Source organism: Desulfobacterales bacterium, from assembly GCA_034003325.1.
In the GTDB taxonomy this organism is placed as follows: domain Bacteria; phylum Desulfobacterota; class Desulfobacteria; order Desulfobacterales; family JAFDDL01; genus JAVEYW01.
Window position 1 is genome coordinate 1 of the sequence record JAVEYW010000028.1, and the last position, 23,785, is coordinate 23,785.

At 49.2% G+C, this 23,785-nt stretch carries 31 protein-coding genes; 16 read left to right on the forward strand and 15 right to left on the reverse strand.

Features of this window, described 5'->3' with window-relative positions; all coding sequences use genetic code 11:
• From RBT11_19755 to RBT11_19775, 5 genes are all read left to right on the forward strand, one after another.
• A partial coding sequence (locus RBT11_19755; protein ID MDX9789020.1) for a J domain-containing protein occupies positions 1-506 on the forward strand: 506 nt, incomplete at its 5' end.
• 215 nt (positions 507-721) lie between these two features.
• Positions 722-904, forward strand: a complete 183-nt coding sequence (locus tag RBT11_19760) for a hypothetical protein (GenBank protein ID MDX9789021.1) — start codon at positions 722-724, stop codon at positions 902-904.
• Positions 905-918: 14 nt separating this feature from the next.
• A complete protein-coding gene (locus RBT11_19765; GenBank protein MDX9789022.1) occupies positions 919-1,284 on the forward strand; it encodes a rhodanese-like domain-containing protein in 366 nt (121 codons plus the stop codon).
• A 39-nt stretch (positions 1,285-1,323) separates the two neighbouring features.
• Positions 1,324-2,010: a cytochrome c biogenesis protein CcdA gene (locus RBT11_19770; GenBank protein ID MDX9789023.1), complete on the forward strand. Its 687-nt coding sequence runs from the start codon at positions 1,324-1,326 to the stop codon at positions 2,008-2,010.
• A gap of 281 nt (positions 2,011-2,291) precedes the next feature.
• Positions 2,292-2,987, forward strand: coding sequence for a gamma-glutamyl-gamma-aminobutyrate hydrolase family protein (locus RBT11_19775; protein MDX9789024.1), 696 nt, complete (start codon positions 2,292-2,294; stop codon positions 2,985-2,987).
• Positions 2,988-3,032: 45 nt separating this feature from the next.
• On the opposite strand, the gene RBT11_19780 is transcribed toward RBT11_19775, so the two are convergent.
• Positions 3,033-3,209, reverse strand: coding sequence for a hypothetical protein (locus tag RBT11_19780; GenBank protein ID MDX9789025.1), 177 nt, complete (start codon positions 3,207-3,209; stop codon positions 3,033-3,035).
• Between the two features lie 55 nt (positions 3,210-3,264).
• Between RBT11_19780 and RBT11_19785 the strand changes: the two genes are divergently transcribed.
• Positions 3,265-3,876 (forward strand): sterol desaturase family protein, encoded by a 612-nt coding sequence (locus RBT11_19785; GenBank protein MDX9789026.1) that lies wholly within the window; start codon positions 3,265-3,267, stop codon positions 3,874-3,876.
• Positions 3,877-3,890: 14 nt separating this feature from the next.
• On the opposite strand, the gene RBT11_19790 is transcribed toward RBT11_19785, so the two are convergent.
• From RBT11_19790 to RBT11_19815, 6 genes are all read right to left on the reverse strand, one after another.
• On the reverse strand, positions 3,891-4,577 hold the full coding sequence (locus RBT11_19790) for a class I SAM-dependent methyltransferase (GenBank protein ID MDX9789027.1): 687 nt from the start codon (positions 4,575-4,577) through the stop codon (positions 3,891-3,893).
• Positions 4,574-4,702: a hypothetical protein gene (locus tag RBT11_19795; protein MDX9789028.1), complete on the reverse strand. Its 129-nt coding sequence runs from the start codon at positions 4,700-4,702 to the stop codon at positions 4,574-4,576. Before RBT11_19795 ends, RBT11_19790 begins: the two co-directional genes overlap by 4 nt.
• Before the next feature lie 15 nt (positions 4,703-4,717).
• Positions 4,718-4,897: a hypothetical protein gene (locus RBT11_19800; GenBank protein MDX9789029.1), complete on the reverse strand. Its 180-nt coding sequence runs from the start codon at positions 4,895-4,897 to the stop codon at positions 4,718-4,720.
• A gap of 9 nt (positions 4,898-4,906) precedes the next feature.
• Positions 4,907-5,536, reverse strand: a complete 630-nt coding sequence (locus RBT11_19805; GenBank protein ID MDX9789030.1) for an ADP-ribosylglycohydrolase family protein — start codon at positions 5,534-5,536, stop codon at positions 4,907-4,909.
• Positions 5,537-5,603: 67 nt separating this feature from the next.
• A complete protein-coding gene (locus RBT11_19810) occupies positions 5,604-5,873 on the reverse strand; it encodes a type II toxin-antitoxin system RelE/ParE family toxin (GenBank protein MDX9789031.1) in 270 nt (89 codons plus the stop codon).
• Positions 5,860-6,060, reverse strand: a complete 201-nt coding sequence (locus RBT11_19815; protein ID MDX9789032.1) for a hypothetical protein — start codon at positions 6,058-6,060, stop codon at positions 5,860-5,862. Before RBT11_19815 ends, RBT11_19810 begins: the two co-directional genes overlap by 14 nt.
• A gap of 47 nt (positions 6,061-6,107) precedes the next feature.
• On the opposite strand from RBT11_19815, the gene RBT11_19820 reads away from it, so the two are divergent.
• Positions 6,108-6,242, forward strand: a complete 135-nt coding sequence (locus tag RBT11_19820) for a hypothetical protein (GenBank protein MDX9789033.1) — start codon at positions 6,108-6,110, stop codon at positions 6,240-6,242.
• 192 nt (positions 6,243-6,434) lie between these two features.
• On the opposite strand, the gene RBT11_19825 is transcribed toward RBT11_19820, so the two are convergent.
• From RBT11_19825 to RBT11_19860, 8 genes are all read right to left on the reverse strand, one after another.
• Positions 6,435-7,649: a site-specific integrase gene (locus tag RBT11_19825; GenBank protein MDX9789034.1), complete on the reverse strand. Its 1,215-nt coding sequence runs from the start codon at positions 7,647-7,649 to the stop codon at positions 6,435-6,437.
• Positions 7,650-8,026: 377 nt separating this feature from the next.
• Positions 8,027-8,689, reverse strand: a complete 663-nt coding sequence (locus RBT11_19830) for a thymidylate synthase (protein ID MDX9789035.1) — start codon at positions 8,687-8,689, stop codon at positions 8,027-8,029.
• Between the two features lie 142 nt (positions 8,690-8,831).
• Positions 8,832-9,050 carry a hypothetical protein gene (locus RBT11_19835; protein ID MDX9789036.1) on the reverse strand — a complete coding sequence of 73 codons (219 nt, stop codon included), beginning with the start codon at positions 9,048-9,050 and terminating at the stop codon, positions 8,832-8,834.
• 32 nt (positions 9,051-9,082) lie between these two features.
• Entirely contained in the window at positions 9,083-9,463 is a 381-nt protein-coding gene (locus tag RBT11_19840) for a hypothetical protein (protein MDX9789037.1), read from the reverse strand.
• Positions 9,464-9,533: 70 nt separating this feature from the next.
• Entirely contained in the window at positions 9,534-10,271 is a 738-nt protein-coding gene (locus tag RBT11_19845) for a hypothetical protein (protein ID MDX9789038.1), read from the reverse strand.
• 60 nt (positions 10,272-10,331) lie between these two features.
• A complete protein-coding gene (locus RBT11_19850) occupies positions 10,332-10,721 on the reverse strand; it encodes a hypothetical protein (protein MDX9789039.1) in 390 nt (129 codons plus the stop codon).
• 217 nt (positions 10,722-10,938) lie between these two features.
• Entirely contained in the window at positions 10,939-11,304 is a 366-nt protein-coding gene (locus RBT11_19855) for a hypothetical protein (protein ID MDX9789040.1), read from the reverse strand.
• A 1,095-nt stretch (positions 11,305-12,399) separates the two neighbouring features.
• Entirely contained in the window at positions 12,400-12,774 is a 375-nt protein-coding gene (locus tag RBT11_19860; GenBank protein ID MDX9789041.1) for a helix-turn-helix transcriptional regulator, read from the reverse strand.
• Positions 12,775-13,265: 491 nt separating this feature from the next.
• Here RBT11_19860 and RBT11_19865 point away from each other — a divergent pair, with 491 nt between their 5' ends.
• The 9 genes from RBT11_19865 (at position 13,266) to RBT11_19905 (ending at position 23,681) form a co-directional block, all read left to right on the forward strand.
• Positions 13,266-13,913: a ribonuclease H-like domain-containing protein gene (locus RBT11_19865; GenBank protein ID MDX9789042.1), complete on the forward strand. Its 648-nt coding sequence runs from the start codon at positions 13,266-13,268 to the stop codon at positions 13,911-13,913.
• A gap of 23 nt (positions 13,914-13,936) precedes the next feature.
• A complete protein-coding gene (locus tag RBT11_19870) occupies positions 13,937-15,061 on the forward strand; it encodes an AAA family ATPase (protein ID MDX9789043.1) in 1,125 nt (374 codons plus the stop codon).
• 171 nt (positions 15,062-15,232) lie between these two features.
• Complete coding sequence (locus RBT11_19875; protein MDX9789044.1) at positions 15,233-15,817, forward strand: hypothetical protein; 585 nt, start codon at positions 15,233-15,235, stop codon at positions 15,815-15,817.
• A gap of 38 nt (positions 15,818-15,855) precedes the next feature.
• Positions 15,856-16,602, forward strand: a complete 747-nt coding sequence (locus tag RBT11_19880; GenBank protein ID MDX9789045.1) for a hypothetical protein — start codon at positions 15,856-15,858, stop codon at positions 16,600-16,602.
• A gap of 12 nt (positions 16,603-16,614) precedes the next feature.
• Entirely contained in the window at positions 16,615-17,616 is a 1,002-nt protein-coding gene (locus tag RBT11_19885) for a helix-hairpin-helix domain-containing protein (protein ID MDX9789046.1), read from the forward strand.
• A 1-nt stretch (position 17,617) separates the two neighbouring features.
• Positions 17,618-18,880 carry an AAA family ATPase gene (locus RBT11_19890; protein ID MDX9789047.1) on the forward strand — a complete coding sequence of 421 codons (1,263 nt, stop codon included), beginning with the start codon at positions 17,618-17,620 and terminating at the stop codon, positions 18,878-18,880.
• 463 nt (positions 18,881-19,343) lie between these two features.
• Positions 19,344-22,322, forward strand: coding sequence for an AAA family ATPase (locus RBT11_19895; GenBank protein MDX9789048.1), 2,979 nt, complete (start codon positions 19,344-19,346; stop codon positions 22,320-22,322).
• A 14-nt stretch (positions 22,323-22,336) separates the two neighbouring features.
• Positions 22,337-23,062, forward strand: coding sequence for a hypothetical protein (locus RBT11_19900; GenBank protein MDX9789049.1), 726 nt, complete (start codon positions 22,337-22,339; stop codon positions 23,060-23,062).
• A gap of 64 nt (positions 23,063-23,126) precedes the next feature.
• On the forward strand, positions 23,127-23,681 hold the full coding sequence (locus tag RBT11_19905) for a M15 family metallopeptidase (GenBank protein MDX9789050.1): 555 nt from the start codon (positions 23,127-23,129) through the stop codon (positions 23,679-23,681).
• The last annotated feature ends 104 nt before the right edge of the window (positions 23,682-23,785 follow it).

Genomic DNA, 23,785 nt, shown 5'->3' on the forward strand with positions numbered 1-23,785 from the left:
ATATGAACTTCCCACAATTCACGTTTTTCCTGACCTTCTTTAGACATAACCTCTCCTCCATTAATTTTGGATGGATTATGCCACCGCTCCGGATCGTTGTGAAGATGGGGTTTGTCGGACGCTTACCGCAGAGGGGCTGCGTTTCTGCTTTCAAAGCTGGAAAGAAAGGGGAGCCGATTCAGCTGAAAATGAGCAAGTTTGATGAAATTTCTGCGGCGAGAAAAATCCTTGATCTCCCGGAAAGGGTGACCATGGACTCGATAAAATCAAGCTTTAGAAGAATGCTGGCGAAGTGGCATCCGGACAAGTGTGAAGAAGACAAGGAAAACTGCGCCGAAATGACACGCAAGATTATTTCGGCGGATGAGACGATCATGGATGATTGCGTTCACTATCAATACTCCTTTTCAGAGAATACGGTAAAAAAACATCAGTCGCCTGAAGAATGGTGGTTCGAGCGCTCTGGTGACGACCCCCTATGGGGAAATGGCAGGCCTTCGAAGTGATGGCTGATTTAAGCAGTCGGCTGGATGACGCAGCGCCCCCATCTTCGTTCCGGAGGGTCTGCGCAATTAGTTGTAATCAATAAATAGGTTAGTGAACTTTCAATCTTTACTCAAATGGATTTAAGGAGGAAGTTTAAATGGCTGAGTTGATCGTATTTCACAGTGGCAACCCCGGTTGAGTCTCATGCAGAAAGGCTATAGGTGTAGCCAACGACATGAAAGAAAAATTCGATGGAAAACTGGACGTGAAAATATTCACGCTGGGTTCGGAAGAAGCCAAACCTTACGCCCTTGAATTCAAAGGGTCGACCAATGTCCTCCTGGATAAGGAGTGGGTGCCTTTAGGGGTGGCGACAGACAAGAGTCAAATGGAAACATTTTTATCCGAAAAGATTTAACGGGAGCCTATCAATTGAGCCTGAAAAAGAGATCATCCGCATTTCTGGCGCTTTTGGCTGTGCTGATTACCGTTGTCTCTGTATGGTACACCCAGCGCCCTATCGCTCCCAAGCAGACCAATTGGGACGACGTGATCGCCGAGGCCAATGCCGGTGGTTACGCTATCATTTCTACCGAAGAACTCGCCGACCGCTATAGCAAAGGTTCTTTGGATCTGTTGCTGGTCGACACCCGCCAGGAGTGGGAATACCGCACCGGGCATATCGAGGGCGCGCTCAATTTTTCCATAGAACCTACATGGTGGTCGAGATGGCGCAAGGCCGGTGAACTGGAAGGTTTTCTGGGGCCGGATAAGGATCGCGTCCTGGTCTTCTACTGAGCGGGTTTGACATGAGTCCGCAGCGACTCGGCGGCCCGGGTGGCCGTATCGCTTGGTTACAAAAACGTCTACCGCAACCCCCACGGTTTTCCGAAATGGCAGGAGCAGGGGTTGCCCATCGCAAGCAGCCCCACGGGACCGGCAGATCCGATGCAGGCGGGCCTCAATCCATCAGGGGACCGCTCCCTGCAAGGGTGGGCCATGCTCTGGACGCTGCTGGGCATTTTCGCCGGAGGGTTGGCCCTGAACCTGTCACCCTGTGTTTATCCTATGATTCCCATCACGGTTTCGTTTTTCGGGGGGCGGGCAGGCCGGGACAAACCCAGCCAGATCAAACTGGTTTTCCATGGCATCTGCTATTTGATTGGGCTTGCCCTGACCAACTCCACGTTGGGGGTCGTGGCCGCGCCCTGCATCGGCCCCTTCGTCCTGGGTCTGCTCACCTGGGTGGCAGGCATGGGCAACCCATGGTTCGGTTTCCTGATTTTCTTTATTCTCAGCCTGGGGATAGGATTACCCTTGTTTGTGCTAGCGCTTTTTTCCAGCCAATTGCAGCGGCTGCCCAAAGCCGGGGGCTGGATGATATGGGTGCGCAAGCTGATGGGCTGGGTCCTGGTGGGCGTGGCCGCCTATTTTATTAGGCCATTAAGGAGAAGAACATGCTCAACGTCCGTTTTTTTCTCAATGAGCCCAACGGCAAGCCTTGAAAGCATTTCAAACAGATGATGCCCAGGTTGGGCGAAAAATACGCCGTCGATATCGGGGTCACCTCAAAGCCCTAGTCCGAGTATCAGACCGACGAATACTTTGAACTCGATTTGCCGGTCGCGCCGGCGGTTATGGTTGGAGAGGAAATTGTCGTGGAAGGCACCGACGTGTCCGATCACGACGTGGAAGCCTGCATCTGCCGCCACTTGGGATGGCCTGAACCTGAACCGCAGAAAAAAGGCATTCTAAAACGTTTTTTTAATAAATAGACTGTTGCCTAACATCAAGAGGAAATGAATATGCGCGCACATTGTTTCCAGCACGTACCTTTCGAAGGACTTGGCAGTATCGGCCCCTGGCTTTCAGAGGCCGGTTACACCATCACATATACACACTTTTTTAAGTCAGTGGAGTTGCCAGATATTCAGCAATTGGACCTGCTTGTGGTGATGGGTGGCCCGATGAGCGCCAATGATGAAAGCGAGTTTCCATGGCTTGTCATAGAGAAACAGTTTATTAGAGACGCTATCGAAAAAGAAAAACCGGTATTAGGTATTTGTTTAGGCGCACAACTCATTGCAAGTACCATGGGATCTCGGGTGTACCCTAACACCGTCAAGGAAATCGGATGGTTTCCTATACAAGGTGTTTCAATTACAAAAGAGATGATTTTCAGATTTCCATTATCATTAAAGGTATTTCACTGGCATGGTGAAACATTTGATCTGCCACCCGGCGCAACCCTTCTGGCGAGCAGTGAAGGTTGCAGGAACCAGGCTTTTCAGATCGGAAATAAAGTTATTGGATTGCAGTTTCACTTGGAGACAACACCAGAATCAACGAAAGATATTGTTTTTAATTGTCGTCATGAGATCATAGCGTCACAATTTGTGCAAGCAGAGGAAGATATTTTATCAGCCAAATCTGAGGATTACACCCTTATAAATCAACAAATGGCTGAGATACTAACATTCCTTCTGGAATATAATGATTGATCGCTGATACTTTTGATCGGCGTGTCGATCTACCTGGTCCGGTTTTCACCGGTCATGCAGTATTTCACGATCGAACAACGTGGGCTGGTCTTTGAGGCGGCGGGCTTCTGGGCACCCTTGCTGTTCGTGTTCATTTACGCCGCCGGTATCTGTCTTTTCTTTCCCGGTTGCTGGCACAGGTCTTGGTATCCTTGTGGGCATATTCATTTTCTCGTTTTTCATCCCGAAACTCCTGAAAATGGCAAAGGGACCCGATGCGACCGAAACAATTTAATCGATGGCCGCCTCAAGAGTAAATAATGGAAACCGACACAATCTTCGTCTTGGCGCTTTTCTCGGCGTCTTCGCCATTATAGCCACGGGGGAGGTTTTCGCGCCCCGAAGGCGGCTGACAACTTCCAAAAGCAGGCGCTGGCTGGCCAATCTGGCCATCGTCGCGTTGAACCCGCTATCGGTAGTGTTGGTCTATCCCATTCTACCCGTTGGGTTGGCCCTGCTCGCCTCGGAGCTAGGTTGGGGGCTACTCAACCAATGGGCCTTGCCCTATGGACTCGAGGTGCTCATCGGTATGGCGGCGTTGGATCTTGTGGTGTATACCCAACACGTCCTGCATCACGCCATCCCTGTGCTCCGGCTCGTTGTTGTTACGCCGGACATGCATCGGGTCCATCACTCGGTCATCATCCGGGAGACCAACAGCAATTATGGCTTTAACCTGCCCTGGTGGGACCGACTGCTCGGCACCTACAAAGCGCATCCCGCCAAGGGGCACACGGATATGGTGATCGGGCTGTCCCAATTCCGCGATCCACAAAGGCTTATCCTGCCGCGCCTCCTGATCCTGCCGTTTGTGGGTGATCCCGGCCGAGGGCCCATCAATCGTCATTGATTCGCAAGGTCGTTTCAAACACCGGCATGATGAGCGTCGAAAAGCAACCCGACGAATCCCGCCTCCGATGCAATTCCGGGCTCCACCCTCGAGACTCCGCTTGACGGGGTGTCGGGTGCCCAAAAAAGCGCGCTGCAACCACGTCGAAGCTCAAATCCCATCTTTTCAAAAAGATGCACGGTTTCCTTTATGGTGAGAAAATGCGCGTGCGCATACACGGGGTGCCCTTCCTCACCTTTACGGATATAGGCCCTGCCCCAAGGGCTGTCTGCCGGAACGGTCCCGAGGATCAGTGTGCCGTTTTCCCTTAAAACACGGGAGGATTCTTGAAGCACCTTCGCCGGGTTTTCGAGAAAACACAACGTCAGCGCTATGAGCACGCCATCAAACACCTGCTTTTGATAAGGCAATTGTTCAGCTCGTCCAATACATACGTGCACACCTCGACGGACAGCCTTGCTCGTCATTGGAAGAGAAATGTCGATTCCATGGGTAATTCCAAGAGCCTCAGCGAAACGGCCGGTGCCGACGCCAATTTCTAACCAGCGTTCGGAGATATCTCCCCGAAGGAGGCTCAGACATTCCGTTTCCTCACGAAAAATGGCGTTTCCCTCTGGCTCGTCATACCAGCGGTCATAAATATCGGCAATGGGATCGAATATTGTACTTATGGTCTTAAGAATTGTCATTTTATTTATCATTTCGGAATAGATCCTCCGTTTCGAGGCGCGAACATGATGATCCCCATACCGAGCAGGGTTATCGCCACCCCGACAAAGTCCCAGACGTGTGGGCGAATCCCGTCCACCAGCCACAGCCAGTCCAAAGCGATCGAGACATCCTATGTAAGCAGGATGGTCGAAGCGCCCGTTCCACAACCGATATTCGCAATCTTCAAAGGGCGTGATTTATCAAGCCCAGCCAGCATTAAAGCCTGTTTTGTTTCGGCCATGCCTCCGGGGCTTTGTCTGAAATTTGATCTATGTAGATCAATCAAAAGCTGCATTTGTATGTCGTCCATAGTTTCTCCTCAATTGATACTCCTAACCAATCCTTCAGCTAGATCCAACACATCCACCGGCCAGAAGCATTCCGGGCGTGGATGGCGTACTTGCGGATGTCCGGCCTCAGGGCGGCACTGGGCCGGAATAGCCTCCCGGCCGCACACAGCGCCTAACAGCGCCCCACAAATGGCCGCGTTGGTATCGGTGTCACCACCGCGCATGATGGTATCGACAACACCGTCCTCGAGACTTGGAGCATGAAGCAACTGATACAGGGCATTCTGAAAAGCGATCAAGACCCAGCCCTGCTGGTGGACATAGTCCGCTGGCGGCTCGTCGTCGGCCTTGTCGATGGTTTCCAGCAAAGCAGATTCTACGGGCATGTCGACCGCCCACTTCCGGATGTGCTGGTATAGCTGCTTACGGTCGCAACCAGATTGAATGGCGTGGGCAATTCCCATGGCAAACAGCAGCGCCATCTCTGAATCATCTGTCGGCTGGCCTGCGATGGTATTCCATGTCCCGCCATCCGCAAGCTCCCGGACACCATTAGGGTAGCTGCGCCGGATTTCATCCGGGGACTGAAACTCAACCAGACTCCCTATCGCATCACCGGCAAGCTGGCCAAGCAGGTATCCTTGGGCTCTGTATATCATTCCGATTCCTCCGCTGACTCTAATGTATTCAAAAGAAGGGAATACCGGCGGGATACCACTGTTTCTTTCAGGATAGGTGCCGATAGACATCTTTTCGGTGCCCAACACGAATGACCGCTATCACCAGAACTTGATCCAACATATTATACACAATTCGATATTCACCCGTGCGGATGCGGTATGTATGCTCGGTACCGGAAAGTTTAATCGAGGCGATGGGATGGGGATTTGTTGTGAGCTCCTCAACCGTTGCCAGTATTTTTTTAATGGCTTTGCTCGGAAGGGAGCGCAGTTCTTTCGTTGCAGAGCGTTTCCACTCAATTTTATATAAGGCCATCCTGTTTCAGTTCCTTGAGAACATCAGCATGAGAAATAGTAGGTTCCTCCCGGCGTTCGGCAACGGCCGCCAAGTCCTCTATATCCTCAAGAAGCTCGAGAAACTTGGAAATGGGCAACACAACGGAAATCCTTTCCCCAACTTCATCGGTAATATATTGCGGATTCAAATTGTCGATCCCAATCATGGCGCAATCTCCTTTTTTTGCAAAACATATCATAAGGATCTATAAAAATGAAAACGATATTGTTTTTTTCAATATCTGCATTTAGCCTTTCTTTTCAATTACCAGCTTCCTTAATGAAGTTGCATATTGAAAGAATTGAGCAAGGAATTGAATCAAGAAGGGGAAGAGGTGAAAAGAAATAAAAGCGGTGTTTAAGGATCAGATTTTACTCTTAGGTTTACAGGGGATACCAGTTGTGGCCCATTAAATTCAATACCTATTTGAATTTAAAACCATTTGTTGGTGGAGGCGCCGGGAGTTGAACCCGCTTCTCCGCTTGAAACCCCTTGACTGTCGCTGATCCTTTATATGCCCGGCAAGATTCTGGCAAGAAATCATTTCCGGACAACGCTTATATTTACGATCTTTTCACTGGCTTTTCCACGCCTCATTTCATCAACCGCACGTACCACATTGAGGCATCCATCATCCTGAACTTGAATATATCGCTCGATTGATTTATTGCTCGTGTTTCCGAGACCGGCCCTTGCTGCATCTTTCCCGAGACGCCTTGCCGTTTGCGTTGCTGATGTGTGCCTGGTCCCTGCGTAGAGGTCTAACCCCTTGATTCCGAGGACATCACAGGCTTTTATCCACCATTTATAAAAATACTTTTTTCCATATGGCTTGTTTGGAAGGGTGCCCTTTACACCGCCGACATGCCGAAAAAAAGGTGTTTGTGGTACAGCGGGGTATCGCCGCTTCAGCTCTTTGACAATCACCAAATGGTCATCCATCAGGCGGATCGTTTTGGTTTGGTTCTTTCGCTTAGTAGGGTTCCAGAATGTGACAACGCCCGTTTCAATGTCAATGTCGGCCTCGGCCAACCTGATAAGATCTTGCGGCCTGAGATTGGTGTGCGTAGCCAAGAGTTCAATCCCGAGCCACACTTTATCGTCTATGTGCGCCGTCAAGTTCTTGACCTTATCAATGATTTTGACCTGTGTTTCCCAATCCGTAATGGTGCGGAACTCAAGTTCAAATGGGACATCCGGGAATTCTGGCATCTGCAATCGTTCTCGCCGGCATACCCATTTGAAAAAATAGTGGAGGCATGATCTATGGTTGGCACGGGTCTTCTCGCTTATACCTTCAATGCCGAAAAGAAAGTCCTCAATCTTTGCCGGACTTTCAATGATGTCTTTTATGTTGGCGTTTGCAAAAAAGGCTTTTGCCCGGCGCAAATAATTCCGATAGCTTTCAACGGTGGAATCCGATATGGCCTTACCCTGGGCGTTTTTTTCACGGTATTTAAGCCAAAGGTCTGCCAGGGTCGTAAACCCAAGAGGGACGTCTTTTTGGTAATCCCTCGGATCGTAAGCCTGATATCGCTGATCCTTTACGCGCAAATGGTCAAGCTGTTGTTTCGCGGCCTTGACCGTATCAAAGCGCATTGTTGTCGATTTGTAATAAAGTCGGCATTTCCCGTGATGGTAAACCGGATTGTGTGTTAAACCACCTGTGCATACCAGGGTATCGATGTTTTCATCGAACTTGAATGCCCCTTTGCATATCGGGCATTTGGTAGAGGTGTATATCGACCCTTTCATACAGACCTCGCTATTCGGGTTCTGATGCTTTTTATGGATACGATATGAGGTGGTTTCGGTCAACATAAATTGATTATTTGTCAACGCCCTGGTTTTTTTATTCGCCTAAAATATCTACTCTTGCTGATAAATCTTATTTTAAAATGGCAGACAAAATTTAAATATGGAACATGATGGTTTTTCCAAATATAACAACCTGTTTATGAATCCCGGTCCGCGCCCGTTAGTCGGGCCAAACCATGGCGGTAAACACGGGGACAAGTCGTACCTCCATAAACCAGCCGCTAAGGTGGGCTATCCATGGCCCATCCGGTGCATGTAATGCGGTTTATCCGTTGCAACTTGTGGTTTGCTATCTGAGTAGGGTAAAAAGTTCATCATCTGGCGCACCTTAACTTCGCCAGATTTTCAACATACCCGTACAGGTGAAGCCCCTTGCTTGCTGCGACAATCGGCCCTATCCCTACTCCAATTTCATCGGCCAACATTTTTTGGAGCACCGCAATTCCGGCAAGATTCGCCGGGAACCCGCTCCAAAGATCCCAGGACCTGAAATAAGGGAAAAAGATCAAGCTCCCATTTTGAACCCGCATATCGATATGCCGGAGGCATGGCGGATCAGAAAGGCGACAATCACCCGGCTCGGCCACCTGAAAGATAGCCTGGTTCGTGTTCGGAGTGGACTTGAGCAAGCTAATGAAATACTTAATTTGGGGACTGATCCGGCTGCCGTAGGTGTATTGTTCATCGGCCGCAAGATTGCTTGCCAATAAATAAGGTGCGTATTGCTCGACATATCCGGGCGCCACCGGGTCCGGAATTCCCAGGTGAGCCGGAATCTTTGGCAACATCATATCCCAGGGCTCGGCATAAGGTATGCGAATAAGGACTGTGATATAATCGAACTCCAGCCGGGTTTGCCCGACATATGACCCATGTTGAATTTCGTATCGGCGCCCGTGGTCGAGTTCGGCACTGACGCATTGAAACCAGGCATCGTCTATGGTTGTTGCTTGAATAAAAATTGGATTCATATCCATTGAAGCTCTCCATTTTTTTTATCAGTTGCATTTGTTAAGCCCGGCCAGGGCCTTCACCAATAGTCCCTTTGATTCGCTTCACCTCCATGCCCATCCTCGCGGGGGCCGGGCTTAATTTATTCAGACGCTAAACCGGCCTTTTTTATTTCTTGTTCTTCCACTCATGGTCTGTGCACCATGCCATTTTTTTGGTCGAAAATCCGCCGGCCGAACATCGTATTTTCTTTTCGATGGTGTAATAACTTGATTTTTCGTCAATCTCGCTGGTGAAGTGTTTGCAGTTCGAGCACTTCGGACCATCGTCTCTCCACTTTTGAGCTTTTTTAGCAGCAGCTGATTTTGAAATTCTTGCAGTTGCCATTCGCTTTTCCTTTCTTTTCTTTTTTTTCAGTATTATGGCCTTGTGCTTTCCCTGAAGGCCCTCATAATTTTAAGCCGAAGCTGGTTGGCCACTTTCAACTTCTGTTTCTTCCTGACGCCGCCAAAAATGCTGCTTCGGCAATAAAGTTCAAGCACTTGGCTCATGATGACCCAGTACGAAAAAATATCTGCACTGAGTGTTTCTCCGTCCTGGCTGTGTTTGCGTAAAACAAGGTTCATGGCCCTTGACCATTTACCCCATTCGGGGCTTAACCGAGACAGCCCTTTTGCTTTTGCCGTGTTGAATCTTGAATCTATTTCATCAAGAAGCATTATGGCGTTGAACAATTCGTAATTGGTAAAATCGTCATTTTCGTCGTCGATTTTAGGAGTATCCGTGCCCATCGTTTCCATGTGCATCCCACCATCTCACAAAGTTCATAAAAGGTGTTGCCGCCCAGGGGATGGCCAAGGCGGCATAGCGTTATCCGATAACGACAACGTCAACTGGCAATGTCTGCGAGAACCAATTTTTAATATTTTTGATTGCTTCGAGCTTCCATGCGCCGCCGTCAGCCTCGAACAACGTGCATGCGATGCTGTCATTGATCTGCTTGAATCGAAGGATGCAATTAAGTTCAGGCTGCGCGACTTCCCGGAAGGTTCGATACGGCGCAAGGACAATAGGGTTTTTGACCTCAACCGAGGACCTCGTTGTTATCCCGGTCGTCAACTGAACGTGTTGCGTAAAACCGTCGTCCTTTTTGGTCTTGACGTGCTCGGATGCGATATTCCCAAGCATGGCGATGATGTCGTCAACAACCGTCGTCCTGACGAATTGGGATTGCAGCGCGATAACGAACCTCTCGATGTCAACCCACCCGCGGTCACCGAACTCATACGGTTCTGTCTTTAAGGCTGCTACCGCGTAGCAGAACCGCTTATTCTCGTTCGATGCGTCGATATTACCATACAGGGCAACGCGGTTATAATTTTCAACGTGAATGAACAGGTGCTCGTTGGCGACTCTATCCGGATCGATATCCTCCTTGATAAACCCGCTCATACCTTCGAGCGTATTGAAGGCCAGCGGGGTTGGCGGGGTGTGATACGCCGGGTGGACTATGTGCAATTGGTCGGTGGCGTAAGTGTTTTCACCGATTAAGGCCGTTTTGATCCCAGAGAGAGAAACTATCTTTTCGATTGCTGACTTAATAGGCATGTCTGATTAACCCTTTCGTAAATTATTCGTAAATAGGTGCACTTTTGATTTAATTATGGTTTAAATCGCAGATTTCCTCATCGGCACAACGCCGTCTTTGCCTTCGCCATCATCTGGCAAGCTGAGCCCAAGCTGCAGCGGTTGCTTTTTGGCGGCCCGTTCGACAACGTGCGCGCCATTGCCGTCGATCACCGTGTCCATCAGGCCTTCGACAGGCTCTTGCTCCTCGATCTTCTTGTCGACTTTCAGCGTGTGTTTGATGATCGAGCGATCGTCCTTGTTTGGCGTAAGCGTGAGGGTTAAGATAACCTTCCTCGGCTTGGTGCCGGACGTGTTGATGTCTTCAATGTTCTCGACGGCCTGGGCCAGCGCGTTGTCGAACATTTCGATTGCGCCGCCGTTGAAGAGGTTCGATAAGCTCGCTTTCGGTCTTTCGTCTGTCATTGCCATGGGGCTCTCCTTTTCTGCTTTCTTGTTTTGCGTTCTTGTTGTTTTTTATGCTGCGTTCTTTTCAATTGCCATTGGCATTGCCGTGAATATTTCACCGTCGATCATGCTGCGAACTGCTCATTGATCATCATGAGCTGGCCGGCGGCGACCCCGAGAGTCGCAATTGCGTTGGTGAACTTCTTTTTCTTCATCTTGTTCATCGCCATGGTGAGTGTGGTTACCTCCGTCCGCCGCTGATCGGGCGAAGGCGGTTCAATGCGCCTGCGTCCGCGATCTGGATGCCGGATAATTGCTGCCTGAGCATTGCCGCAAACTGAGCGTGGCCCTCGGTCGCTTCGGCGTCAGCCCGGGCGCTGAACAAGACGTTGCGCTTGTCGATTCTGAACTTGTCGTTAAGTTCCCTTGCGGCCGCCTGGTCAATCCATGGTGGGAAAATTGACATCAGCTTCGTTTCGATGCTGCCGTCTCGCGCTTGGATCTGGCGCAGGGTACCCGGGGTTGACACGACGAACTCGTCGGTTGTCTCCGAAAGCTCTTTTGCGATTATGTCGCCGTAGCCTATGATTTTGTAGTGCTTGATCATTATGGTTCACCCTCATCCTTTCTGTAATCATTATTATTTTTGGTTTTTTGGCCAACTTCATCGCGTCATCGTATTAATGGTTTCCCCCAATGCACAATGACGCGACTTTGGTTTCAGGGTGAGTTGGCCGTGGAGCCTTCGACGGACAAATCTACGCCATCCCCCAATGGCATATCGTCCGCAGGCTCCGGCACCCGTATAGGAGCTGCACTGGGGCTTGATCCAGACACCAATTCTGCCGCAAGTTCTTTTTCGTTGCAGAACGGGCACAGCAGATGATCACTCAGTACATCTGTTTCTTTTCTTCCACCGCATTTTTTGCATGTATAAATCACGAACATTTTTTTTAAGCTCTCGCTCGTCAAAGAATTCAAACGCCAAAACAACGTTAATAATGATTTATTAATAGGCTAAAAATGACTATTTAGCAAGCTAATTTTAACTTTAAATAAACTTTTTGCACCATATTATTATACAATCATTACGCGGCCATTGCGTGGCGATATGCGGCGAGGGTTTTGAAAAATAAAAATACGGGAGTGGGGTGCTCATTTTGTAGCAGTAAAAATTAGCAGATCGTTGTCAGATGATTAACAATTGCGGGGCGTGTTACGTGCGTGGAGAATGATTTGTTATGCGAGGCCTATTACTCGTTTTCGTCGCGCCCGGTGGGCACACTATCCCATGGGGCGTGCCCTGGCAAAACGTTCTTGCATGCTGTTATTGGTTCTGCGAGTGGTTCCGCTCGGGTTTCTGCACAGATTCGCTCATTATGCTGCATCAGGAAAGATTCAGCCTGCGTGCAGATCTTATCCTCCCCGATGCAGCTTGAAATTAAAATGATGTTTCTCAGCGCCGTCCCTACAGTGTCGATTTCGATTTGTTGGTTAATACAATCTTGTGGCATAATTTCTGCTGACCTCCTTCGTGTCGTAAGAGTTGAATTCTTTGGTCTTGTTTCTGGACGGAAGTATTCTAATGCCATCCGCGCCGGTATGGCCTGTTGTGTGCGTGGTCTTTTTATTGCCGGGCTGCATGCTGCCGGGCAATTCCAGTGTGAGAATGCACTAAGAATATACCCGTTACCCGCAACCATTACTTTTTATCGTTAATGATTTCAGCTATCCGTGTGATTATCGACGCAGCAATCGCCTTTTCATTCGCCTTGGCGGCCTCGTTGAGCATTTGCAGATATGCCCTTATTTCCGGGAACATCTCGAATAAATTGTTGTCGAGAATAAAGGTAGCATCGGTCTCGGTCGGAGTTAATTCGTTCACCTTAACCTTAAATATGCTGGCCATTTTTTTAAGTTCATCCGGCGTTGGTGCCTGTTGCCCCTTTTCTATTTTTTTTACCTTAACGTTCGGGTTCGCAACTGCGTCTCCAAAGACTGATTCGCCGAGTTGTTGCTGCGTTAACCCGGCTCTATTTCTAAGTATCGCGATCAATTCACCAGTTTCAAGGATCATAAGCCCTCCACATGTTCTTTCCGGTTGGATAAAAATATTCAAAAAAAGTATATTATTACTTGACAAATAATCAATATTAGCTTTATATCAAATCAAAAATAGCTTATCTCAAAAATTTTATTTATGACATCCGCCTGTTCGGCCTAAACTACAGTTGAGGTAAACAACAATGCCAGTGCCCACAAAAAAATACAAAACGCTTGATAACTGCATGACCGCGCACGGAATAAGGAACAAAGACCTCGCAACCGCAATAAAAAAAGATCCGTCGTACATTCACCGGATCAGGCGACGGCAAATCAACCCCAGCCTTGCCGTGGCAATTGCGATTAACAAGTTTTTCTCAGGCGAAATCCCTATTGAAAACATGCGCAAAAACCAAACCTGATAGGCCCACGCCAAACGCGGTCCAAGGTTCCATTAATCAATAATCAACAAATGATTATTTGTCAATTATTATTATCAAAAATATAAACAATTCGGAGGCTAAGATGAACGCAAAATATGTGTGCTTTGACCTAGAAACAATCGCTGACAGGTCAATTTTGCACCACCTTCCAGCCGTCCAGCCAAAAGGGAATCTGAAAGACCCGGCAAAAATCAAAGAGGATATTGCCGAAAAAGAGAAAGATCGCCTGGCCAAGCTCGGGCTTGATCCGCTGACTTGCATGATCGCCGCTTTCGGATGGGCAGATTTCAATGGAAACAGCGGACATTTTCTTTTGAAGGACGAGACCCATGAGGCTGAATTAGAACTGGTCGAGAATGCCTGGGAGTTACTGTCAAAATACTCTCGCTTCGTCACATTCAACGGTATCAATTTTGATGTTCCGGTCTTGATGATGCGTTCTATGCGCCGGCATGTCCGCCCGGCGGTAAAAATTGACACCAAACGGTATTACATCGGCAACCATGTTGATTTGAGAATGGTCTTAAACAACTGGAACAACATGGGCGCCGGGACGTTCGACACGTATTCAAAAATCCTTCTCGGTAAAGGGAAGCAAGAAGGCATCGACGGATCCATGGTTCAAGATTTTTGGGACGTCGGGATGCGTGATGAGATCGGTCAATATGGTGAGCGAGATGCCGTAGACACCATGCAACTCTACGAGCTTGTGAAGCAATATTATCTCTAAACCCGATACAGGAGGCGCAATTCATGTTTGAAAAGGCAAAACCACAGAACAAAAAGTTCAAGCTTTTCTTAATCGGCCCGGAAGGCACATTCAAGACCCGACTCATGCTGCGGTTGTTGAGCGCCAAAGCTGGGCCACCGGTCGGCGCTGTGATTGATACAGAATTCGGAACCGACCATTACTCCGGAGAATTCAATTTCGGTTTGGAACAAACTGCAGACGCCGATGAAATCATGAAGCTGTGCACCAAGTTGAGCACGGCGCCGGGGGACATCAAGGCGCTCGGGATTGATTCGTTCTCGGTTTATTATGAATCCCTCGTGAGCAAATACGTGGACCTTTATTTGAAGCGCGAAAAGACCAGCGTTGGCAATAAGGTCGAATATTACACGCTCCAGCCACGCGATTACCAGCCGATCACCAGGGAGGCGGGGAAGCTTATCAGGTTGCTCATGCAGTGCGATTTAAATGTCATCTGCACCGCCCAGCAAAAAGACCTGTGGGACCAGAACATGAAGATTGTCGGGACGACTCATGATGGATGGAAGCGGCTCCCGTATTATTTCGATACGGTTATCGAGATTATTCCGGATGGTCGCGCCAAGGGCAGCATGATCGGGCACGTTAAGCGAAAGGACCGGACCGGGTCGTTCAAGGTCGGCGAGAAGATACCGTGGGAAAACGACGAGCAGGTTTACCGGTATCTGGTTTCTAAGTTCGGGTGTGATTTCACGGGTGGGCCCAAAGCGGTTCCGGTTAAGGAAGCCATTGAGACGAACACCGAAGTGACCGCCGATGCCAAACCCAAGAACGAGGATAAAACCGCCCAGAAAGAGGATGCTGCCACCACATCAAAAGAGCAACCGAATGAGGACCCGGCCGCGGGTGCTGATGGCGCGGCATGCGAAACGACGGCTGCGGATCATGGCGACGCTGAAGAATCAACGCAACCTGACACATCCGGCCCGGCCCGGAAGGACCAACTCTTCCAGATAGTGAAGTTGAAAAAGGAGGCACAAATAACCGCCCCGGAAGACTGGGCGAAACTTCTTGTCCCATACAATGTGGCCACAGCCAAAGAAATGACAGCAATGCAGGCAGATGCTTTTATCGAAGAGTTGATTGGAAAAACAATGTCCCCTTTTTAACGCAATATCGGCATTTGCGGCATATGGTTTGCTCCCTGGTCGTCTACGGGGAGCAAGCTGTTAATGCCGCCGGTATTGCAGCGCTTGGGTATCCCGGGCTTTGGGCCACTGATAATGACGAAGGTAAAAAAATTCACGTACACCTTTTAATGCCTTGAAAGGAACATAACTATGGCGAACGAAGAACAGTTATCTTGGGACGATTTGACCGAAGATCAAGTTGGCGAAACTATAGAAGAGGGTGCTGTTGAAGATGCTGAGTCGATGGGACAGCGCCCGCACGGCAGGTTCCTGTGTACCTGCGAGGATTCAACCCCGCGGCAAAAGAACTGGGAAAAATACACGGCACTTTGCGCGAACTTGAAATGGCGCATCGACACGGTGCTGGGTCTCTTTGATTCGAAAGGGGAACTTCGCCTCCCGACAGACCAGGAGAAAGACCGCCTTGAAGGAAAATACCATTACGATGACATCGTGTTGCATGATCCGCTCGAAAAAGACGGTATGCGTAAACGCCGGCTACTGGTGGCGAAACGATGCGGACTCATCACGAATACCAGCGGCGAGATTCCGAAGCGCGCCTGGGCAAAGGATATCATCGGGAAGCGCGCTGTGCTTACGACTGAAAAAACAGAAGGGAAGAACAAGGAAGGTAACCCTACCGGGAAGTTCTATGTCAACGTCGCCTTCAGCGGATACGAGTCGGCTGAAAATGCCGGTCACGAAGTCACGGAAGATGATTACACCGACATATAAATCTCGTCTCGAAACAGCAAAAGGCAAGGCTCAGGCTCATGATTAAAACAGCAAAGCATCCATCGGGTCGCACCATCGTTTTTGACGATGAAAGCCACACGTACATGGTCACAGAGACCGGTCAATCGCTAACATCGGTGACAACTTTCATAGGGGGCTTTTTCCCAAAGTTTGATGCCCCCTCTGTGGCGAAACGTACCGCGAAAAAACGTGGCGTCGACCCGGATGCTTTGTTGGCTGAATGGAATGCCAATGGTGAGCGCGCCAGGCGCGAGGGAACCAATGTGCATGCCTATGCCGAGGGGTTGTTTAACGGCGAGCTTGTGATGCCGGCGGCGCCGTCTGAGAGGGAAAACAAGCTTTTCCACCAGGCGGCGCTTGCCGTTGTAAAACTTTTAAAAAGGTTCGAGTTCGCTGGCGCCGAGGTTATAGTCGCCTCCCCCGAGCTTGGGCTTGCCGGCATGATTGATTTGCTGATGATCGATCGCGGGTCAAATGAGGTCATTGTCCTTGACTGGAAGCAAAACGCAAAAATCAAAGATGAAAATTTTTATCAAAACGCATTGAAGCCGATCGAATACCTTCAGGCCCACGACATGAACAAGTATTCGCTGCAGCTATCATTATATGAGCACATTCTTGCCAGTGAAGGATATTTCAAGCGTTGCGGTGGGTACCGAAAGGCCTTGATACATCTCACCGAAAATCAAAACCGCCCCATAAAAATCGGAAACTTTCAAAAAGAAATCGATAAAATGATAGCCCCGCGCATAGCCGGTTATTAATAGGGGGACTTAATGGCAGCAGAATCACAATCTGTGCAAGTCGGAAGCCTCAAAAAAATAATTTTCAAAAAAATCGACACAGGGTTCCTGATCGGGTCGTTTTCGGACGAATCCGGAAAAGAGTTCGTGGCGATCGGGACGATGGTCAACCCTGAAGAACAGATGGCATATAAGCTCACAGGCACATGGGTAAAAACAGAGCGGTATGGAGAGCAATTTAAATTCAATTGGTACGAAGTGAAGCGGCCCGATGACGTCGAGGGGATATACCGATACCTCGTTCGAATCACAAAATGGGTTGGCCCGAAGGTCGCGAACGCGCTGTTAAAACAATATGGGGACGACACGCTAAACGTCCTCAAAAACGACCCCGAAAAAGTGGCTGGTGATATTCGCGGGATAACCCTTGAGCGGGCCTTGGAGATCAAGACCGCGCTGATATCGAATGAGAAGATTGAATCTACGCTCATTGAACTCGAAAGAATCTTCTCCCTTGTGCCCGGAATCAAGAAGTCTCTCCCAATGGATTTGATTCAGGCATACGGCGCCAATGCGGTAGAAAAAATAAAAGAGAACCCGTATGTCATTACCAAGATCCGGAAAATCGGGTTTTTGACGGCAGACCGGCTTGCCATGGCGATTGGAATGGATCCGCGCGATAGCAAACGGGCGATGGCTGCGGTCCTGCATGTCCTTCTTGAGGCGCAGTCTATTGATGGTTCAACCTGGGTAGCTTTCTCCGAGATTGAAAAAGCGGTCAATGAGCTTATCGGGAACAACCCGTATGACGGGCTTGCCCGGCTGTTGAAAAATGGTGACATCGTTGCGAGGGGTTATTCGTATGCGCTGGCCCCAACCGATCGGAGTGAAACTGAGATCGCGGTAGCAATCAAAAGGCTGCTTTCGGCAAAAAATGAATCGCCGTCGCAGTCGCAATCGCAACTGGAATCTCAAATGCAGTCGGAAGACGCAGAAGAGTACGAAATCTCCGAAGAGGAGCTTGAAGGGATATAGCATGGAAATTAAACTGACTGAGCAGCAGTTGACTGCTGTGAAAATGGTCCAAGATAATTCGATATCAATCCTTACCGGCGGCCCAGGCACAGGAAAGAGCACTACCATAAAAGAAGTCCTCAACTGGGCGAATTCACGGCGGCTTTCTGTTCTTCAAATGGCGCCCACAGGAAAGGCCGCGAAGAGAATGCAAGAGGTGACATCCGAATATGCCTCAACCATTCACCGCGCACTTGGCTGCCAGTTTGACGTTGATGGCTTTTCATTCGCTTACAACAAATACAGCCAATTCCCAGCCGACCTCATCATTATCGATGAATTGTCAATGGTGCCGAATGATTTGATGGCGAGTGTCATGGAAGCCATTGACCCGCGGAAAACGAAGCTTCTCCTCGTTGGTGATAAAGGCCAGCTTCCATCTGTAGGTGCAGGCGCCGTGCTGCGCGACCTGATGGCTTCCAGCGTTGTCCCGCATGTTGAGTTGACCATGATACACCGGAATAGCGGGCTGATCGTTGAGTCGTGCCATAAAATCGCCGCCGGGCAGCAATATGACCCATGCAAGGAACTAAAGCCTGAAGACGGCCTCAACCTCCGGCACATCGAAGTGAGCACACCAGAACGGATACAGGAAGTTATCAGAAATATTGTGACAGAGCGAATTGCCGTCCGCGGGCTTGACCCGGTTTGGGATGTCCAGGTCATCAGCCCGACCAACAGCCGATCCGCCCTTTCATGCGATGCGATTAATGATGTGCTGCAGGGGATACTAAACCCGCTGCCGGCCGGATGCGCACAATCCGCAGACACAATCTTCAGAGCCAAGGATAAGGTGATCCAAACCAAAAACGAGGGCATCGAGTCGGAGGACGGCGAAAAGGTTTTGATCGTAAATGGTGACATGGGCGAAGTGGTGGCCGTTGACGGCAAGAAAATAACCGTCAAGTTTTTCGACCCGGAAAGAATCGTGAAGCTCCCCCTGAAGGTGAACAACCTGCTGTTGGCCTATTGTTGCACTTGCCATCGGATGCAGGGATCCGAGGCACCAGTTGTCATTATCCCGGTTCACAAATCGTTCGGCTTTTTCGTCAACCGGTCGTGGATTTACACCGCCATCAGCCGGGCAAAACTTTTCTGCATCACCGTTGGTCAGTTTCAGGCCATACGGGAAGCAATCGGAAGAGACGACAGCCTACGCCGGAAAACGATGCTCAAGGAAAAACTTATCGAAGAAACATTGATTTTAAACCAGAAAGCGGCGTAACCCATGATTCAAAAAAAGCCGATCGAAATTATAATAGATACGCGCGAGCAGACGCCGTTTCTATTTTTAAATTGTGTGCCGAAACCGAAGCTGACTGTCAAAACATTGCCGACTGGAGACTATAGCCTGGGTGGGCACGAAGACAAAATAACCATCGAGAGAAAATCCATATCAGATTTGTTCGGATCATGCGGGAAGGGCCGGTCCCGGTTCCAGCGTGAGATTGAACGGATGTCATCTTTTCAATATGCGGCTTTAATCATAGAGGCTGACTGGCTTTCCATATTGAGGGCGCCCCCTTCCAGGTCCAAGCTCAACCCGAAAACAATTTATTCCTCCGCAATAGCATGGTCCCAGCGCCACGGCATTCATGTCTGGGCATGCCCTAACAGACCCTTCGCAGAGAAGACAACATTCAGGATGCTGGAACGTTTTTTTATTGATCAATCCGAGGGGGCCGGCCATGTCGAAGGTGGATTGGAAAGCAGTTCGCGCGGAAATTCTAAGCCGAATTGATGTTGTAAGCGAATACCAAAAAATGGGCGTTGAGTTTACGGGCAGCACGAGTGACAAAGGCTTCGCCGAGTGCAAAAACCCATATAAAAAAGACAACGACCCGAGTGCCGGGGTTTATGTAGGGCAGGGCACTGGCCGCGGAACGCTTGTGACATTTAATAGCGCCGGCGGAATGCGCGAAAAGCTTTCGTTTTTCGACCTGTGCCGGGATTTTTATCCAGGGATCATCGGTAAAAATTATGGCGAGATCGTCAGCTATTGGGCCAAGGAAAAGAACGTAAAGACGACCGACAAAAAGGACCGGCCCCCTACCGAAAAAGATGTCAATTTTTTTGCCGCAGCTATCAGTGATGAGGTCAGGGATTATCTTCATAACCATCGCGGCCTGAATGACAACTCTATTACCAAATACAAGATCGGTTTCAGTGAGAAGCAGCAGCGGGTAACCTTCCCGGTGTTCGACCAGGATGGTCAGTTGGTGAACATCCGAAAGCACGCATGGAAAAAGGAGATCAAGCCCAAATCCATAGGCGTTACCGGGTACAACCAAAAGCGCCTGTGGGGCATCGACCGGTTGGTGAAGGCGGCGCCAGGGTCAACGATCGCAATTACCGAAGGCGAGTTCGACTCCATGCTGCTTGAGCAGGAATCCGGATTGTTGAGCGTTTCCCCGACGAACGGGAAGGAGGCGTTTGACCCGGAATGGGTAAAAGCATTCTCCGGACACCATGCGGTTCTCGTTTGGGATTGCGACGAGGCCGGCCGGGATGCGGTGAACAAGTCAATCCGGTCCTTGTTCAGGTCGGCTGTAAGGAAGGGCGAAGTCCTGTCCCTGAAAATCATATGGCTTTTCGAGAACCCAAAAGACAAGGAGAATAAGGACTTCACTGATTATATCGTGAAGGCCGGCGGCACGGGGAAAGATCTGCTTGAAAAAATCGCGGCAGCAGCGCCGGAAGATTTTTCTGTCAAAGCCCCTGAGATCCCAGAACCAATTAAATTAAAGTCGTTTTCGGAAATAGATGATCCCGAATATGCAGGGAAGCGCGTTCAGTGCGACATCATGATTTTCGGCGAGAACACAGAGGCATACCATGCGCCAACAAAAGTTCGCGTCCTCGATTGCGAAGGCCGGAAAAAAATTGGCTGCTCCGGCCGGGCCGACTGGCAATTTTCGTGCGATGAGCCGATTCCAATTAAGATAGGGGACAGGATTCAGCTTACAGCCGTTCATGCCAGGGACACGCAGCTCGAGATCGCGCTGCAGAAGTTCGTGTGTGACAAGGGGCGCCACCCGGTTGTCGAGGTCGAGGACATTGACCGAACGACGCTGAGAGAGGTCCTCGCGCACCAGGTCATTACCGGGACCAGCGCGACCGAGCTTGTTGAAAAATCGGTTTATATCAACAGCCCGAAAATCTATCCGGTTGGGAAATACCGAGCCATTGGGTATGTTCACACGCATCCGAAAAATCAAATGCCAACGATGATGATCGATTCGATTGAGGCCCAGGAAGAAGACTGGCAGGCCTTTCGAATTGATGACGCCAAACCGCACCTTAGATCCCTTCAGCAATACGACCTCATGACCGGCGAAATAATCGATGACCTCATGTTCAACGTGACGCGGATATATGAACGGTACGACATCCACATTGGCGTTCTCCTGACATTGTGCTCCCCGTTATGGATTGATTTTCATGAGGATGAAATTATCCGCGGGTGGCTGTCAGCGGCGTTGATAGGCGACTCAGGTACCGGCAAATCGACGGTCTTCGAAAACACATTGAAGTTCGCAGGGGTTGGGACAATCGTTTCCGGGCAGACCGCATCAAGGACCGGTATCGTTTACGGCCTTGAGCATAATGAGCGAACCGGGTGGCGAGTCAAAGCCGGGGCACTGCTCAAAATGAACAAGCAGATATTGTTGATCGATGAGGCACAGGACGTCGACCAGCAGGAATTAAAGACCATGGCGGATGCCATTGACCGCGGCCGGCTGAAAATCGACAGGATCGCGACGAAGGAGTTCGAGGCGCAGGTAAGATGCCTGTTCAGTTGCAACCCGAAGAACCCGTTCAATGCCGCCGATCAAAAGACCATGGGATCCTTCCGGTTCGGGTGTGAATCGATTAAGGATGTTTTCCCAAAGATGATGATCCGCCGGTTTGACGTGGTAATGTTCGCGGCGTCCAATGACATTCGCGATAAATCGCTGATTTATAATGTTCGACGGCCAACCGGGATTGGGTGTCGTCTCACGCCTGAAAGCCTGAAGGCGCTTATTTTTTATGCATGGAGCCTCACGCATGACAAAATAAAGCTATCGCCAGAAATTAATTCCGCCATCCGGAACGAAGCTGAAAGTTTATCTGCCAAGTTCGGCGGCTGCGACGATCTTCCGATCGTCTATGCTGAGGATTTCCGCAAAAACTTTTGCCGCATGTGCGTTGCGGCCGCGGTGCTTGACTTGTCATCGAGCGATGATTTTAAAACCATTTCCGTTGAGAAAAAACACGTTGATTTTATCTCCACCTGGCTTGACTCAATTTATGCCAGCCGGAACTGCCAGCTTGACAAGTATGCGGAACAATACAGGAAGGAGAACTATATTGTGAACGAGGCGGACGTCGTAAGGAAGCTCGAAGCACACATAAACGAAGGCGTAGACCGGAAAGAGCACCTATCCTTGATCGTCAGGGAGCTACTGAGATGTTCCCCGGACAACCAGGCGCACAAAATACAGCAAACTTACTTCAGGGATATTCTCGATATCGACCGGTCAACCATTTACCGGGAGCTAAAACCGTTCATAGAAGAGCGGCTGATCAAGTCGTCACGGGGATACCTGCCGACGCCGAAGCTCTTCCAGTTGTCTCATTACCTTCGAGACACGAAATCGACCATTCTTGACTTGGACGAATAGGAGCCGTTGCGCAAATGGGATTTTTTCAACCCCCAAAAAATAGCTTTTCCCAGGCACCCCAAAAGTACTCCTTGGCGCGTTGTATTTTTTCGTGTGAAGAAAAATATATTTTTTGCTCACCCCAAAAATACAACGGAGATGAGCTGACAAATTTTTCATCCTCAGCCCCAGGTGAGCCCTGCAACATAGCGAGCTTAAATCTCTCCTACAAGAGCCTTTACATTTTTTTACTGCAACATAGGTGCCGATTTCTGCAACATAAGGGGCTATTTCTGCACCATAGCAGCCATTTCTGCACCATAGCGAAGCCTGCCGTTTTTCGCTTATCGTATCAAATCAAAAGGATTGCTTCAATCAGTACGTTTCTGCAACATAGCGCCAGGATGACTATAAAAATATATATGAAAAAGGAGTACGATGTCTATTTCCTTAAATCTATTTTTCAAAAGGTTGAGATTTATATAAATTTAAATCCTCCACAAAATACATTTAAGGAATTAGGCAAATTTTTTATTTTGCGTGGCGGGTGGGGTGAGGGGTGGTTAAGGTGCCCGCTATGTTGCAGAAAAAAGATGCTAAAAAACTGGAAGCATAACAAAAATGGCATGTTAATTAAAAAAAAGCCGAAAGTTATGTTGCAGAAAGTGCCTGCTATGTTGCAGAAATTCGCCGCTATGGTGCAGGAATCATCCGCTATGTGGCAGAAAAGCGTGCTTTTCTATCCTTATGTTGCAGAGTAATAAAAAACGACTGTTTCGTAGCTCTTCGAAACAAGAAATAATGAAGGAAGGAAGAATAAAAAAGATGATCAGTCAAAAAGAGATGGACGAAATTATTGAAAAAAAGGAATCCTTGCCCGAAAAAATTCTTTCTGTTCGTAACCGGTGCGAGGCTCTCGGAGTTGAGCTTATCACATATTGCATTGAGCGCTCCTTGAAAGAGCAGGCAATTATCTACAGAAGCACTCGTGGGATAAGCGAGATTAAACGCAAGGCCATGGACCTTGATGCCAGGGGCTTTGACTTTCTTGCGAAGGTCCTGATTGATGTGGGGCCGCAAAATGGGCGGCTCGGAAAACACATCACATGGGCTGGCCCGGGAGAGAGCTATCACAACTATGGTTTGGCGTTCGATTCTGCCGTTATGGTAGGCGGAAAGATCGACTGGTCGATGCGCCGGCCGGACCTGTGGAAAATATATGGAGAGGTCGCTGTGGCCGAAGGCCTCGAATGGGCCGGCAACTGGCCGGGGAGCAAAGTAGAATATCCGCACTGCCAGCTTGCTCAATGGAAGGGAAGCCCGTTGAAACTCCTGTCTCCTGAACAGACCAAAAAATTGATTGACGATATGGAGGTTTGATATGCCTGCAAATAGTTTCGCAACGGATCTGGACGGCTGCCTGGTGGATTTCTGGGGCTTATGCTCACGAATGATTTTAGAAAGGACTGGCATAGACGCCAGTG

Coding starts and splice junctions, on each gene's coding strand:
- RBT11_19845 (MDX9789038.1), bottom strand. CDS start 10,271: ATGCCTATTAAGTCAGCAATCGAAAAGATAGTTTCTCTCTCTGGGATC.
- RBT11_19760 (MDX9789021.1), top strand. CDS start 722: ATGAAAGAAAAATTCGATGGAAAACTGGACGTGAAAATATTCACGCTG.
- RBT11_19905 (MDX9789050.1), top strand. CDS start 23,127: ATGATCAGTCAAAAAGAGATGGACGAAATTATTGAAAAAAAGGAATCC.
- RBT11_19880 (MDX9789045.1), top strand. CDS start 15,856: ATGATTAAAACAGCAAAGCATCCATCGGGTCGCACCATCGTTTTTGAC.
- RBT11_19805 (MDX9789030.1), bottom strand. CDS start 5,536: ATGATATACAGAGCCCAAGGATACCTGCTTGGCCAGCTTGCCGGTGAT.
- RBT11_19890 (MDX9789047.1), top strand. CDS start 17,618: ATGGAAATTAAACTGACTGAGCAGCAGTTGACTGCTGTGAAAATGGTC.
- RBT11_19815 (MDX9789032.1), bottom strand. CDS start 6,060: ATGATTGGGATCGACAATTTGAATCCGCAATATATTACCGATGAAGTT.
- RBT11_19850 (MDX9789039.1), bottom strand. CDS start 10,721: ATGGCAATGACAGACGAAAGACCGAAAGCGAGCTTATCGAACCTCTTC.
- RBT11_19820 (MDX9789033.1), top strand. CDS start 6,108: ATGAAAACGATATTGTTTTTTTCAATATCTGCATTTAGCCTTTCTTTT.
- RBT11_19790 (MDX9789027.1), bottom strand. CDS start 4,577: ATGATAAATAAAATGACAATTCTTAAGACCATAAGTACAATATTCGAT.
- RBT11_19885 (MDX9789046.1), top strand. CDS start 16,615: ATGGCAGCAGAATCACAATCTGTGCAAGTCGGAAGCCTCAAAAAAATA.
- RBT11_19895 (MDX9789048.1), top strand. CDS start 19,344: ATGTCGAAGGTGGATTGGAAAGCAGTTCGCGCGGAAATTCTAAGCCGA.
- RBT11_19875 (MDX9789044.1), top strand. CDS start 15,233: ATGGCGAACGAAGAACAGTTATCTTGGGACGATTTGACCGAAGATCAA.
- RBT11_19870 (MDX9789043.1), top strand. CDS start 13,937: ATGTTTGAAAAGGCAAAACCACAGAACAAAAAGTTCAAGCTTTTCTTA.
- RBT11_19900 (MDX9789049.1), top strand. CDS start 22,337: ATGGGATTTTTTCAACCCCCAAAAAATAGCTTTTCCCAGGCACCCCAA.
- RBT11_19775 (MDX9789024.1), top strand. CDS start 2,292: ATGCGCGCACATTGTTTCCAGCACGTACCTTTCGAAGGACTTGGCAGT.
- RBT11_19810 (MDX9789031.1), bottom strand. CDS start 5,873: ATGGCCTTATATAAAATTGAGTGGAAACGCTCTGCAACGAAAGAACTG.
- RBT11_19800 (MDX9789029.1), bottom strand. CDS start 4,897: ATGGACGACATACAAATGCAGCTTTTGATTGATCTACATAGATCAAAT.
- RBT11_19855 (MDX9789040.1), bottom strand. CDS start 11,304: ATGATCAAGCACTACAAAATCATAGGCTACGGCGACATAATCGCAAAA.
- RBT11_19865 (MDX9789042.1), top strand. CDS start 13,266: ATGAACGCAAAATATGTGTGCTTTGACCTAGAAACAATCGCTGACAGG.
- RBT11_19830 (MDX9789035.1), bottom strand. CDS start 8,689: ATGGATATGAATCCAATTTTTATTCAAGCAACAACCATAGACGATGCC.
- RBT11_19785 (MDX9789026.1), top strand. CDS start 3,265: ATGGCCGCCTCAAGAGTAAATAATGGAAACCGACACAATCTTCGTCTT.
- RBT11_19780 (MDX9789025.1), bottom strand. CDS start 3,209: ATGAAAAACGAGAAAATGAATATGCCCACAAGGATACCAAGACCTGTG.
- RBT11_19860 (MDX9789041.1), bottom strand. CDS start 12,774: ATGATCCTTGAAACTGGTGAATTGATCGCGATACTTAGAAATAGAGCC.
- RBT11_19840 (MDX9789037.1), bottom strand. CDS start 9,463: ATGGAAACGATGGGCACGGATACTCCTAAAATCGACGACGAAAATGAC.
- RBT11_19835 (MDX9789036.1), bottom strand. CDS start 9,050: ATGGCAACTGCAAGAATTTCAAAATCAGCTGCTGCTAAAAAAGCTCAA.
- RBT11_19825 (MDX9789034.1), bottom strand. CDS start 7,649: ATGAAAGGGTCGATATACACCTCTACCAAATGCCCGATATGCAAAGGG.